The organism is Thalassotalea profundi (genome assembly GCF_014653195.1).
GTDB lineage: Bacteria > Pseudomonadota > Gammaproteobacteria > Enterobacterales > Alteromonadaceae > Thalassotalea_B > Thalassotalea_B profundi.
This window is the reverse complement of sequence record NZ_BNAH01000001.1, coordinates 234,267-248,097: the sequence shown is the minus strand read 5'-3', so window position 1 is coordinate 248,097 and position 13,831 is coordinate 234,267. Positions and strand designations below refer to the sequence as shown.

Here is a 13,831-nt window from a genome sequence, read left to right as displayed (position 1 = left end):
ATGACGCAACCTGTAGCCAGCTATCTTACGCCACAACAGCACCAATACACGGTGGGTTCGGGGCGATCTTATCCACTAGGCGCAACTTGTGACAAGCAAGGTACCAACTTTGCCCTATTTTCGGCTAATGCGACTAAAGTTGAGCTCTGCCTTTTTGATGCGTTAGGAATTAATGAAATTGCGCGTATTACCTTGCCTGAATTTACCGATGATATTTGGCATGGTTACATTAAAGGCATTACTGCAGGTAGTAAATATGGATATCGCGTGCATGGGCCGTTCGAACCTCATAATGGTCATCGTTTTAATCCCCATAAATTGTTACTCGACCCTTACGCTAAGAAAGTATCAGGGAAGTTTATTTCATCTGATAGCCACTATAGTTACCAAGTTGACGCAGACACTGACAAAAAAGATTTAACCTTAGATCTACAAGATAACGCCAGCTTTCTGCCTAAATGCGTGGTCACTCCAGCATTAAAATTATGCCGTTCTCACCCCCAAATTAGACGCCGAGACACTATTATTTATGAAATGCATGTTAAAGGTTTTACTCAGTTAAACCCTAACGTACCTGTTGAATTAAAAGGCACCTATGCAGGGCTTGCGACGAAAGCAGTTATTGATTATTTAACTGATTTAGGTATCACCAGCATAGAATTGTTACCCGTTCATCAGTTTTTAAATGAAGCATTTATTGAACAAAAAATACTAAAAAATTATTGGGGCTATAACACCATAGGTTTTTTCTTACCTCATGCTCAATATAGCCATAGTGGTGAAATTGAAGAATTCAAACATATGGTTGAAAGCTTCCATCAAGCGGGTATCGAAGTAATATTAGATGTGGTCTACAACCATACCGCTGAAGGGAATGAACTAGGACCGACCCATAGTTTTAAAGGTATAGATAACGCCAGTTATTATCGTTTAAACAAAGAAAACAAACGTTTTTATAATAACTATTCTGGCTGTGGTAATACCTTAAATATTGAGCATCCTAGAGTAATGCAAATGGTATTAGACAGTTTGCGTTATTGGGTTGAAGAAATGGGGGTTGATGGTTTCCGCTTTGACTTAGCCCCTATTTTAGGGCGAGAAACGCCTGACTTTAATTCAAAGAATAGTTTTTTCAATGCCCTACATCAAGACCCTGTTTTAGCGAAAGTTAAGTTGATTGCAGAACCATGGGATATTGGATCAAATGGCTACCAGCTGGGTAATTTTCCAAACAGTTGGTTAGAGTGGAATGACAGGTTTAGAGATACTTGTCGACGTTTTTGGCGTGGTGATGCAGGTGTTACTCCTGAATTTGCTAGCCGTTTACATGGTTCTAGTGATCTCTTTGAAAAAACAGGCCGCCGCCCGAGTGCTAGCGTAAACATTATCACTACTCATGACGGGTTCACTTTACATGATTTAGTTACCTATAAACACAAGCATAATCACGTTAATGGTGAAGATAATAATGATGGTCATAACGCCAATTTTAGCACTAACTTTGGTTTTGAAGGCCCATGTAATGACAGCACTATAAATAAATTACGAGCAAGACAAAAGCGCAATATGCTCACCACATTGTTTATTGCTCAAGGCACCCCAATGCTATTAGCTGGTGACGAAGTTGCGAATAGTCAACAAGGTAATAACAATGCTTATTGCCAAGATAATGAAATTACTTGGATAAACTGGGAAAACCCACAAGAGAAAGCTGAGTTACCTTTTGTTAAGCAGTTAATCGCGTTAAGAAAAGCACATCCCCTGTTAAATAGAACGCATTATCAACATGGTTTAACCGTATCAGCAGACACAAAACTTCCAGATATTAGTTGGTATAACTGTACTGGTAAATTAATGCGAGAAGATAACTGGCATGACTCAAAAATAAAATGTTTTGCAATGCTATTGGCAGAAACCTCTGTAAACATAACGTCAAACAATACAGCCAAAAACAATGAACAAACAGACGATGCGCTGTTAGTTATTTTTAATGCCCATAATAAAGCCGTTAACTTTCTACTACCGATATTAACTGGCTATTGGCATCGACTAATTGATACAACCCTTACCCAAACCAAGAAAAATAACAATATCAACACTCATTTAAATACGAATGAACCTTTAATTATTGAGGCTCACAGCTGCATTGTGCTCAGTTTTAATCAAATAAATCCGAAAACTGTACAAACCGCCAATGTTTTATCGAAATCATCAAATAACTTGCAACAAATAGATACTTTTCTGCAAGTTAAAAGTATAGAGAATTAGCCTATGAATCAAATCAAACATCTTGCCGAATTAGTAGGCTTTCATCAAAGTTATGTTGACTGTTTTGGCAGATATATTCCCGCCAACGAAGAAGCTGAGTATGCATTATTAACGGCGATGGGATATAAATTAGACAATGAGCAATTGTTAAAGCAAAGCATTAATTATTTAGAGCAACGCGAATGGTTAAATATTTTACCGTCTGCTCACATTGCTAAGTTAGAAGAAAGTGTGCATCAAGTATCGATCAGTTTACCCGCAGATAGTTGCGACGATATTAGCTATAATATTCAATTAGAAAAAGGTGAAAACACATCAGGCGTAACGAAACTATCGCAACTTAAACAGGTTGCTGTAAAGGAGTTAAATAATAAGCAATATATCAAATATCTACTTCAACTGCCTGAATTAGAAATGGGTTACCATATATTAACTATTGAAGTAGGTGAATATAAAGATAGTTGTCCCCTCATTTTTGCGCCAAAAACATGTTATAGCCCGCAAGAAGCCAGTAAAGAAAAGATTTGGGGCTACGCCGCACAGTTATATTCATTAACCAGTGAAAATAACTGGGGCATGGGTGACTTTGGTGACTTATTATCACTAGTTGAATTATCCGCTAAGCAAGAAGCATCAGTAATTGGCCTTAACCCATTACATCCGCTTTATCAAAATAATCCAGCACACAGGAGTCCTTACTCACCCACAAGTCGTTGTTTTTTAAATACTTTATATATTGATGTTAAACAAATCCCTAATTATCAAACATGTGAAACAGCACAACTACTCGTAAACTCTCATGAGTTTAAAAATAAAGTTAACTACGCTAGAAACTGCGAGCTCATTGACTACACTGCGGTATCTGACATTAAGTTTTCAGTCATTGAAATTCTCTATCAAGACTTTATTAAAAATAATAACTGCGCGTTAACAGAAGAGTTCCTTGAGTTTAAAGCTCAAGGTGGAGATGATTTAAAACGCTTGGCAACTTTTGAAGCCTTGTACGAACATTTTAGAAAAATAGATGAACATGCATTTGGTTGGAGTGCATGGCCTGAAGCATATCAACAACCTAGCAATGCAGCCGTCATGGAATTTCAGCAGTTAAATGCTGAACGTATTAACTACTTTACTTACGTACAATGGCTGGCACATCGTCAACTAAAAAATGTCGCTGATACAGCAAAAGAACGTGGTATGCCTATCGGTTTGTACATGGATTTAGCGGTAGGTTGTGACGGTTCAGGCGTAGATATATGGTCTGATAAAGAAATGTATGTTCCCGGAGCCGCAGTAGGCGCTCCGCCAGATGCTATGAATGTATTAGGGCAAGATTGGGGCTTAACGCCAATCAATCCTGTAGCACTACAAGAACAAGGATATTTACCTTTAGCCAAAGCGCTTCGAAGTAATATGCAATATGCTGGCGCTTTACGTATTGATCATATTTTAGGGCTTATGCGCCAATACTGGGTGGCTCCTGGCATGGCAGCCGATCAAGGTGTATACATCACTTTTCCTTTTGATGATATATTACGAATTATCGCATTAGAATCACGCCGTAATAATTGTGTTGTCATCGGTGAAGACTTAGGAACAGTACCTGAAGGCTTTAGTGAAATTATGGAAGCTGCTGGTTTATTATCTTATAAAGTCTTATTTTTTGAACGTTGGGAGTCAGGGTATTATAAACGTCCTGAACTTTACCCCGCGCAATCAATGGTTACTATTTCAACTCATGATTTACCTACTATGGCGGGTTGGTGGACAGGACGAGATTTAGCATGGAGACAACAGCTAAACCTTTACCCTAATGAAGAAATGGGCATTGCAGACAGAAAATCACGCATTGACGATCGCGGATTATTATTAGCTGCATTACAAGATTTAGGCGTGATTGATAATAATAACTTACCTGATCAATCACCCGCTAAAATGAATAAAGAATTAGGCTTGGCGGTACAAAAGTTTTTAGCGCAAGCGCCAAGCCATGTGCAATTAATTCCTTTAGAAGATGCTTTAGAAATACATGAACAAGTTAATATTCCTGGGACAATTGACGAACACCCGAATTGGAAACAAAAATTACCTGTAACGTTAGAAGAATTCAGCCATGTCGATTCTGTGACTTCATTAGTAAGTGCGATGCAAATCGCACGACCAAAAACAATATAAATATAATAAGAAAACATTAAATGAAAACACTATTTAAAATAAACTTAGTAAAAACAAGCCTAAGCATTACGCTTGCACTAGCTACTAGCTTTTTAATTGGCTGTCAGCAAGAACAATCTGTAACCACTGTAAACAATGCTAACACGGGCAATACAATAGCGACAAAACGACTGACAGCAACAGATTTACCTCATTATTTAAATAGAGATATTCAAGATGAAGTATTTTATTTTGTTATGCCTGATCGTTTTCATAATGGGGATACCACCAATGACAATGGTTCAAAAACTAAGCCCATTTCTTCTGGTGGTTTTGATAAAACCAACAAAGGCATGTTTCATGGAGGTGATATTAAAGGGTTACAAGACAAACTCCCTTATTTAAAAGAGCTAGGGATAAGTGCTATATGGTTAACCCCGATACTACGTAATCAAGCCATGCAAGATAATAGCGCAGGATATCATGGTTATTGGGTATTAGATTTTACCGAAATAGATCCGCATTTCGGCACAAATGAAAATCTAAAAAACTTTATAGCAGCAGCGCATCAAGAGAACATGAAAGTGTTTTTTGATATTATTACTAACCATACAGCTGATGTGATTAAATTTGAAGAATGTCATGGTAAAGATGGCTTACAATGGTTAGTTGCCGAAACAGGTTGTGTTTATAAATCATTAGCACAAAAAGCGGCTGGTGATACATACACACCCGTTATTCCAAAAGGCTTAGACAATGTTAAAAGCCCAGAATGGCTAAATAAAATAGAGTATTACCATAACCAAGGTGATACGACTTTTGAGGGTGAAAATTCACTTTATGGTGATTTCGCAGGTCTTGATGATCTAGACACTGACAACCCTGAAGTCGTCGCTAACATGATCGATACCTTTAAAGACTTCGTTAGTGAATTTAAACCCGATGGTTTTCGAATTGATACGGTCAAACACGTCAATATCGAGTTCTGGAGTGATTTTTCACCGGCTATTGTTAATCATGCAAAATCGATAGGTATTCCTCAATTTTTTATGTTTGGCGAAGTATATGACGCTAATAGTAAAGTGTTAAGTCAATACACCACCAAAGGTAACATGCAATCTGTTTTAGATTTTGGCTTTCAATCAATGGTCACTGATACATTGATTAAACAAACAGGTACCGATGTTATTGATGCTTGGTCGAAAGCTGATAGCGATTACTTAGATCACGACAGTAATGCTAATCAGTTACTAAACTTTATTGGTAATCATGATATGGGGCGTTTTGCTTATATGGTTAAAAGTAGCCCTTTCGATTACTCACAAGAACAGCAGATTAAACGTAATATTTTAGCTCATGCCATGATGTACTTTATGCGCGGCGTACCTATTATTTATTATGGCGATGAACAAGGTTTTGTAGGCGATGGCGGTGATCAAGATTCACGACAAGACATGATGCCTTCGTTAGTAGAGTCATACAATGACGATAATTTACTGGCAACTAACGCAAGCACCGCTGATGATAATTTCGACCAGAATCACCCTTTTTATCGTGCCTTTGCGGAGATGGCGAGTATTTATTATCAAGAGCCTGTTCTTAGGTATGGTCAACAAGCGACTTTATATCAACAGAGTACTCCTGGGTTATACGTATTTTCTCGCACTATCTCTGGCGAAAATAACCAACAAGTCATCATTGCTTTTAATACATCAAATGAGAAAAAAACAATCTCATTAACTAATGCAATAGCTGATGTAGAGTTACTTTATTCAAGTAGTTTAAATGAAGTAAGTTTGCACCTTAAAGATAGCCAAGCAACAATAAACCTTCCCCCGCTAGATTATGCTATTTGGCGAGTTAAATAGGGCGTATAAGAGATAATTAGTCACTTTATTCAAGCAAGTTTAATTATAAACTTGCTTAGTATTAACTCTTTGATTTTTTATACCAACGAATGAGTTCTTTTTGATCGGCAGGAGGTTCTACACCTTGCTTAATACGTTTGTTTGCTTGTTCTGCTAATAACTGTTCAGCTTTATTTTCAATTTTCTCTAACATACTATAAAACTGTTCAGTTTCTTCAGTACTTAACACACTCGCGAGCTGCTTAGCTCGTTCGTCCATAGCCAACGCTAATTTTTGATACAGCACTTTTCCATTATTGTTAAGTAAAAGGTTTTTAACATTTTTCTTCTGTGAGTCAGCTTCGGTTGTAATTAATTTAAGTGCTAATAATTTTTTCACCGCACGGCTAACCGTATAAGAATCAAGGCGAGATTGATAAGCTATATCAGCAGATTTAATTGGCATATATGAGCCAATATTAAGTAATACCCGCATTTCTCTAGGATCAAGGTCGGTTAATTCCCTAATTTTCCAATCTCGATTTAGGGCAAGTAAATTGCTCACCACGGCAACACGAAATGGTAAATGAGTCGTTAAATCTAAAGGGTTTTTAATACATTCAGTTAGGTTAAACGAATGACTTCGGGCTGATTTTTTAATAACAGTAACCTTACTAATTATACTTATAACAATGAAATGCTCAATTTTGTAATAACCATATCACTTTCGGGAAATAATTAATAAGGTTAACGCTTATCTATTTTAAAAGCATTGTCATTTTTTGTGCTTGTGAGTCTTTAACTTGAGTCCATGCAAGAGCCGAAATAGCTAGTGATACTGCACTTATTTGAAACACTAAACTTTTATCTGCAATATTATTTATAAATAAACCAACCCCTAAACTCACTAATAATTGGGGCAAAACCACCGATAAGTTAAATAATCCCATATAAAGCCCCATTTTCGATTGCTCTACTTTTTCTGACATAATAGCAAAAGGCAAGCTGATAATAGATGCCCAGCCAAAACCTAATAATGCCATTAATAAAAATAAAACATGCTTATCCATACCGAAAATAGCCACTAACCCATAACCTATCGCCATACTTGTTAAACACCCAATATGTACATTAACTCGGCCAAAACGTTTTGCTAATGGCGTAAGAATAAATGCAGGTAATAATGCAGAAACGGCACTTAATATTAAGAAGCTTGTTGCAATCACTTTACCCAAATCGTCATCAGTTAAAGTCGGCATTTTCTCTTGCAAAAAAGCAAAGATAAATACAAACATAGTTTGCACACCAAGCCAACTAAAAGAATGAGCTGCAAGTATTTTTTTAAATCCAATCGTATTATTCTTACTTCTTTCGACATGATTTTCTTTAACAAACAAAGTAATAAGAATAAAAAATAAGGTGATCACCGCAGCAATAACTTCAGCCCAATAATGCGTTGTTTTTATACCAGACAGCTGAAGCGCTATGGCATATATATCGTATAAAATAAACCCCCACAGTGGCTTAATATTAAGTAAAACCTTTGCTATGGATATTTTTTCATTAGCGCTTTCAACATGAGAAATTACAAGTTCTTTGGGCTCTTTGATAAAAAATGGCGGGATAATTGATAAGAGAAAAACGAGTCCTGCCCCAACATAAATAAGAACAAAATTACCCCATGTTGCGCCTATGGCATAAGCTAACACACCAAATGAGCCAGAAACCGTTTGCATCCAAGTATAACCACGTGTTCGCGCTGCACCTTCAGGTGTTACATCGGCAATAATGGCACGTGTTGGGTTAAAGCTAATATTAATGGATAAGTCGAGAGTTAATGCCACCGCAATAGCAACACCTAATAACCCAGAAAAGCCTAAAGATGCTGATACAACGTCTATATTAGGTAAAGCCAATAACATCAAACCAGCCAAGGTTCCACCTATTAGGATAAAAGGCCGTCTCCTACCCTGCCAAAACCAAACCTTATCACTAATAATACCAATAAATACTTGTCCTAAAATGCCAGCAATTGGCCCCGCTGCCCACACTAAACCGACTTGATGTATATCTAAGCCAAACTGAGTAGTTAACAACCAACTTAAAGCAGATATTTGAACAGAAAGTGCAAAACCCATTGCCGTTGACGGTAAGCTAAGAAGAAGATAAAAAGGTGTGGTTAACTTTCGTTGCATTACACGCATGCAATAATTCTCTAAATTATTATAATTCAATAACGTTACGCAATAGACTACTGCGATACAATCGTTTGCATACGTATTCACGATTGATTATAGTAATTAGGTAATTACTATACAAAAGTACATATAGATGATAAGTGCTAGTGAAACTCATACTAATGAAAACTAATCACACTAAACGTTGGTAATATAATGAAAAATATAATAATTTTGATTATCTTCTGCGTTGTCACGTTACTTAGTTATATGCCTTTATCAACAGCTCAAGAGGTTAAAGTTTATACGGAGATATTCCCTCCATTTCAACATTTAGAGCAAAATGAAATTGCAGGTTCTGCCACTGAAAAAGTTAAAGACATTTTAAATTCAACAAATTTAACGAGTCAATTTCACATTGTACCTTGGGTTAGAGCTTTTCAAACCGTTAAACAGCAAAAGAACACATTAATTTATTCAATGTATCGCTCACCTGAACGGGAGCCATTTTTTCATTGGTTATCTATTGTTGGGCAAATTAAAAATGGCTTTGTAGCGTTAAAAAGCAAAAATATACAGTTAGCTAGTTTTGAAGACTCTAAAACTTATATCACGGCTGTGGTCAAAGAAAGTTACCCCTATCAATATCTCAAATCCGAAGGTTTTTCCGAAGATGAAAATTTAGTGATTATTAACTCTAGAGAAACTCAATTGAGCTTACTATTAAATAATAAAGTAGACTTTCTATTTGGTGATTTAAACTTTATGCGTCAAAGACTCAAAAATAGAGGGTTATCCCCCCTATTAATAGAAAATGCATATACAGAACCTGGATGGGAAATAGATTTATATTTAGCCATCAATAAAAATAGCGATGAACAGATTGTTAAACAGCTAAAAAATGCGATATCCACAGGAGATAAAATAACAGCTCTTTAATACTTCCCTATGCATAACTAGGGAACACTTTCACCATTTCTTGCCTCTAATAACCGATACCAATCATCTCGTGTATATGAGAGTTCAAACACTTGAGTTGCTGCACGAATACGTTCAGGTGTCGTAGAACCAATAATAGGAAAGATATTTGCGGGATGTTTAATTAACCAAGCCAGCATAATCAGCCAAGGTTCACATTCATATTTTTGTGCTTGTAAATCAAACTCTTGTTTTATTCTAAACTCGTCATCAGTCGTAAATGTATTCCCCCATGCTGGGTAAGCAACTCCCCCTAAAGGACACCAAGCAATAGGACAAATATTATCTTGTTGGCACTGGTCAAGTGTTCCATCAAGTAAACTATTAATATTATGAATGTTAATTTCAATTTGATTGGCAACTAAAGGCATAGACATAGCAGAACCAAGTGCGGTAACTTGTGAAGGCGTAAAGTTACTGACACCAAAATGTTTCACCTTCCCCGCAGCTTTCAAAATTGCAAAACTTTCTGCTACTTCATGAATATCCATTAAATAATCAGGACGATGGAGCAAGAACATATCAAGTTGATCTATACCTAAACGCTGTAAACACCCATCAACACTATTTAAAATATAAGATTGACTAAAGTCATAACGCGTAGGTGCATATTCTTGCATATCACGCTTTGGTCGAATACCTGCCTTAGAAGTAATAATCATTTGATCGCGCAATGACGGAGACTCTTTTATTATCTCGCCAAACAAGCGCTCACATTCATTAGCGCCATAAATATCTGCATGGTCAAAATGATTATAACCAGCATCAATTGCCGCCCGAATAGCAGCTTTGCCTTTAGCTCTATCTGCAGCTGAATTATCGCCTGTTATACGCATACAACCATATATTAAGCGACTTGAAGTTAAGTCAGCTTCATACTCTTTATTGGTAGGGTTATTTCCTTGAACTAAACATTGTTTTTGCATCACAGTTCCCGCATGGTTAATTTTATATACTGATCATGTATGGCTAAGTCATCTACAATTTCAATGTTAAAATAACACTTTGTCTATTTAAAATAAAAAGTGCAATAGTCACCTATTGCACTTTTATAAAATAACAAATTGATAATGTCATTGATTAACTCAAAAATGACTCTGCATTACACGTTATAAAGAGTAATTAATACCAAAGTAAATGGTCCGGCCAAAATATTGAATGGTACCAGTACGTGTTGTATCCCCAAAATACGAAATATTAGGTTCATCTGTTAAGTTATCAACAGAAACTACTGCCTGTAAGTTCTCAGAGAAATTATATGACATTTGAGCCGAAATAATGGTTTCATCTTGGAAGTATGCAGACTGAGAGTCACCAATAGCAATTTGTCGGCTTAAATACGCAGAACGATAACGTCCACTAATACGCGCAGTAAAGGTTTCTTCCCAATCATAAAATAAGGTTGCACTATAAACACGTGGTGATAAACCATCTATTGGTGCTAATCCACCTTCTTCTCCTGGTACTGTTGAAGGTACTTCTATTTCACTTTCAGTATAAGAGAAATTAAAATTCGCCCCTAAACCTGATAATGCACCAGGTAAAAAGGTGAAAGTTTGCGTATAGCCAATTTCAATACCACGCATATAACCGGCATCACCATTGTTCTCGGCGTGAGAATAATCACCATTTTCCCAGATCAATAACTCATCGTTTTCGTCTGTCAGTTTATCTGCAGGAATACTCGGTAAAGCAATGCCATTTGCGGCATAATCAAAGTTACGATCTATGGTAGTGCTCACCATATTTTCTATATCTTTATTCCAAATAGCAAAAACAAACGCACCATCTGTTTCAACAAAGTAATGCTCATAAGAAATATCAAATTGATCCGCATAGAATGGACGTAAAAATGGACTTGTTGAGCTATCTAAATCAATATAATTTCGACCATCGCCATCTCTGTTAACATTAAATGAAAAGTTACCGCTATTAGCCATGCTTGGCATCTCAGGACGAGACATCACTTTTGCATAAGCAAAACGTAATTGGTCATTATCAGTTAGTTGTATATTTAAGTTAAACGAAGGTAAAAAGTCACTATAACTTTCGCCAACTTTTTCACGTCTGAAATCATTGTTAGTAATACCCGCATCATCAACAATCGCATCTCCCAAACCTGCACCTACATTAACTAAGCCTGTACTGGCTTGATCTGAATACACATAACGAAGACCAACATTACCTGTTAAGGGTAAACCAAACACTTCTGTATTAATATTTAATTGAACATAAGCAGCAAGTACTTCTTCTTCAACAATATTATTTTGTGTCATGGTCCAGTTATGTTCCCATGTACGTATAGGAGTACGGTCAACACCTGGGATCCACGCATTTAAAATTGCGTCGTTATTAACAGATAAAAAGCTAGGCATACCAGACAATTCGCCGCCAATAGTGGTTACGGTTGAATTATCACTGTTTAACGCATAAGGCGCAAAACGTTGTACTTCAATAGGATTACCTTCATCATCAACACCGGCATATGTAATATATTGGCCATTACGCATATTGCCATCAGTTGTTCCATATACAAAACGTCCGCGACCTAATTCATACTCGCGCTTTGAACCACGAGCGCCAAACTCAACTGACTCAAAGTATTCATTATCGAGTTGTTGGTTAAAATCAATTCTTATCGCGCTTGATGAATTAGACTCAATATGAGGATATGACTCCGCACTAGTCACCATCATGTGAGCAGTATCTGTGAAATCTTGATTGAAAGATAAATCAGGGTTATTTAAACCATTTAATTGGTAACTAAAAATTATATTATCATCAATCACAGGCGTTTCTGCGCTTGAATCTTCAAAATATGCCATACGCATAACTTGATCTTTATAATTCTCTTCGCCTTTTGAGTGCGCTAAATCGACCGTCATTAATAAGCGATCTGTAATATCCCACTCTGTTTTAAAACCAAATGACGATAATTTACTTAACGTGGTATTATCATCTGCTTGTGTTTGAATATTGACTTCACGAGAAGAACCTTTATACGGAGGAGCAACCGCTGTGCCATATGGATCACGATATATTGTTCCGCCTACTAGCGCACCATCAGCGACTAATGGATTATCCAATAATAATTTAGAACCTGCTACGGCAATATTATTCAAACCAGAAATACGTAAACCACGATCCCATTTTTCTGAATCAAATTTTGAATGGAAAGCATCGAATTGAAAACGTAATTCATCTGTGGGCTCATAATTTAATGCAAGCACAAAAGCATCTCGATTATCTTCACCACCGCGCTCATTAATCTCAAACCCAGAAGAAACTAAAATGCTTTCTGGACCACCATCGTACGCCAACGATAGATCTTCTTCATCAAATTGATAATTAACAAAGCGACTTGACACTGTAGGTTGAAACATACCAGCATAACCAACTGATAAACCTAAAGTATCTTCTAGAAATTTGCCTTGGTAAGATAAAGTTAAACGACGGCCAAAGGTATCCGAATCTTCGTTATCAGCGGCGGCTTCATTATAGTTGCCCATTAACGACATACGAACCGTTTGATCTTCGTCGTTGTCTAAAGCATTAGCCGTTTCTAGCGCAATAGTTGCCGCAATACCGCCTTCAATAAGAGACGCTTTTTGTGATTTATAAACTTGTGCTTGTTTAATGAGTTCAGATGGATATTGATCAAACTGAACTGAACGGCCGCCACCAGTAGAGACTTGTTCTCGGCCATTTAATGTTGATAAAACAAAACCACCCGATAAACCACGAACATTTAATTCACTTGATTGACCATCAATACGTACCGAGGTTACACCCGGTAAACGGGTTAATGAATCAGCAATAGACACATCAGGTAAGCCGCCAATATCATCTGCTGAGATAGCGTCAACGATAGTATCTGAGAAACGTTTGGTATTTAATGACTTGATGACACTACCTTTAAAACCAGTAACTTCAATAATTTCTACTGCTTTTTGGTCGCGCTGTTTTTTACTTAATTGTGTTGGCGCTTTTTCAGCGTCAGCATTTACTTCGACTTCTTCAGCTAAAGCAAAACTTGGTATTGCTACTAACTGTCCCCCGCCTATCATAAGCGCAATGGATAATGCACTAAGATTAAAGTTTTTCATGTGTATTCCTTAATAAATACCAGAAGTATTTATGCTAAAATTTTTGCATTGTCGCAATGGTTTGTTGCTTTCTTTTATTATCGGAATTTATTTTTTATATGCACTATGACATTGTTTTAATTAGTTTTTATTTTTATATATTTAGGCAAGCAAATTTAGTGTAAGAACAAGTTAGTCAAAAAACAAGCAATTGTTAGATGCATACGTATTCATAACCATACATGGCCCTGCATACGTATTCATGCCGCTTCAATCCTATTACTATATATACACATTAGTTTTCTTTGTGTAGCTTTACGAC

8 protein-coding genes are annotated in these 13,831 nt (G+C 36.6%); 4 read left to right on the top strand and 4 right to left on the bottom strand.

What is annotated here, in order from left to right; translation table 11 throughout:
* The 3 genes from glgX to IE155_RS01120 are packed head-to-tail and all read left to right on the top strand — an operon-like array spanning nt 1 to nt 6,290.
* Nucleotides 1-2,268, top strand: a complete 2,268-nt coding sequence (gene glgX / locus IE155_RS01130; protein ID WP_189376246.1) for a glycogen debranching protein GlgX — start codon at nt 1-3, stop codon at nt 2,266-2,268.
* A 3-nt stretch (nt 2,269-2,271) separates the two neighbouring features.
* Nucleotides 2,272-4,443 carry a 4-alpha-glucanotransferase gene (malQ, locus tag IE155_RS01125; RefSeq protein WP_189376245.1) on the top strand — a complete coding sequence of 724 codons (2,172 nt, stop codon included), beginning with the start codon at nt 2,272-2,274 and terminating at the stop codon, nt 4,441-4,443.
* A 20-nt stretch (nt 4,444-4,463) separates the two neighbouring features.
* The gene (locus IE155_RS01120) at nt 4,464-6,290 is read left to right on the top strand and encodes an alpha-amylase family glycosyl hydrolase (protein WP_189376244.1); all 1,827 of its coding nucleotides are present in this window, start codon (nt 4,464-4,466) and stop codon (nt 6,288-6,290) included.
* Between the two features lie 61 nt (nt 6,291-6,351).
* On the opposite strand, the gene IE155_RS01115 is transcribed toward IE155_RS01120, so the two are convergent.
* Both IE155_RS01115 and IE155_RS01110 read right to left on the bottom strand, forming a co-directional pair.
* On the bottom strand, nt 6,352-6,834 hold the full coding sequence (locus IE155_RS01115; protein ID WP_189376243.1) for a MarR family transcriptional regulator: 483 nt from the start codon (nt 6,832-6,834) through the stop codon (nt 6,352-6,354).
* A gap of 193 nt (nt 6,835-7,027) precedes the next feature.
* A complete protein-coding gene (locus tag IE155_RS01110) occupies nt 7,028-8,473 on the bottom strand; it encodes an MFS transporter (RefSeq protein ID WP_189376242.1) in 1,446 nt (481 codons plus the stop codon).
* 189 nt (nt 8,474-8,662) lie between these two features.
* On the opposite strand from IE155_RS01110, the gene IE155_RS01105 reads away from it, so the two are divergent.
* Nucleotides 8,663-9,385, top strand: a complete 723-nt coding sequence (locus IE155_RS01105) for a substrate-binding periplasmic protein (protein WP_189376241.1) — start codon at nt 8,663-8,665, stop codon at nt 9,383-9,385.
* A gap of 17 nt (nt 9,386-9,402) precedes the next feature.
* On the opposite strand, the gene IE155_RS01100 is transcribed toward IE155_RS01105, so the two are convergent.
* Together IE155_RS01100 and IE155_RS01095 are read right to left on the bottom strand one after the other, a co-directional pair.
* Nucleotides 9,403-10,350 carry an aldo/keto reductase gene (locus IE155_RS01100; protein ID WP_189376240.1) on the bottom strand — a complete coding sequence of 316 codons (948 nt, stop codon included), beginning with the start codon at nt 10,348-10,350 and terminating at the stop codon, nt 9,403-9,405.
* A 183-nt stretch (nt 10,351-10,533) separates the two neighbouring features.
* On the bottom strand, nt 10,534-13,530 hold the full coding sequence (locus IE155_RS01095) for a TonB-dependent receptor (RefSeq protein WP_189376239.1): 2,997 nt from the start codon (nt 13,528-13,530) through the stop codon (nt 10,534-10,536).
* Between the last annotated feature and the right edge of the window lie 301 nt (nt 13,531-13,831).

What these genes read in the sequence shown, in the direction of transcription:
- glgX (WP_189376246.1), top strand. Translation starts at nt 1, where the DNA reads ATGACGCAACCTGTAGCCAGCTATCTTACGCCACAACAGCACCAATAC.
- malQ (WP_189376245.1), top strand. Translation starts at nt 2,272, where the DNA reads ATGAATCAAATCAAACATCTTGCCGAATTAGTAGGCTTTCATCAAAGT.
- IE155_RS01120 (WP_189376244.1), top strand. Translation starts at nt 4,464, where the DNA reads ATGAAAACACTATTTAAAATAAACTTAGTAAAAACAAGCCTAAGCATT.
- IE155_RS01110 (WP_189376242.1), bottom strand. Translation starts at nt 8,473, where the DNA reads ATGCGTGTAATGCAACGAAAGTTAACCACACCTTTTTATCTTCTTCTT.
- IE155_RS01105 (WP_189376241.1), top strand. Translation starts at nt 8,663, where the DNA reads ATGAAAAATATAATAATTTTGATTATCTTCTGCGTTGTCACGTTACTT.
- IE155_RS01100 (WP_189376240.1), bottom strand. Translation starts at nt 10,350, where the DNA reads ATGCAAAAACAATGTTTAGTTCAAGGAAATAACCCTACCAATAAAGAG.
- IE155_RS01095 (WP_189376239.1), bottom strand. Translation starts at nt 13,530, where the DNA reads ATGAAAAACTTTAATCTTAGTGCATTATCCATTGCGCTTATGATAGGC.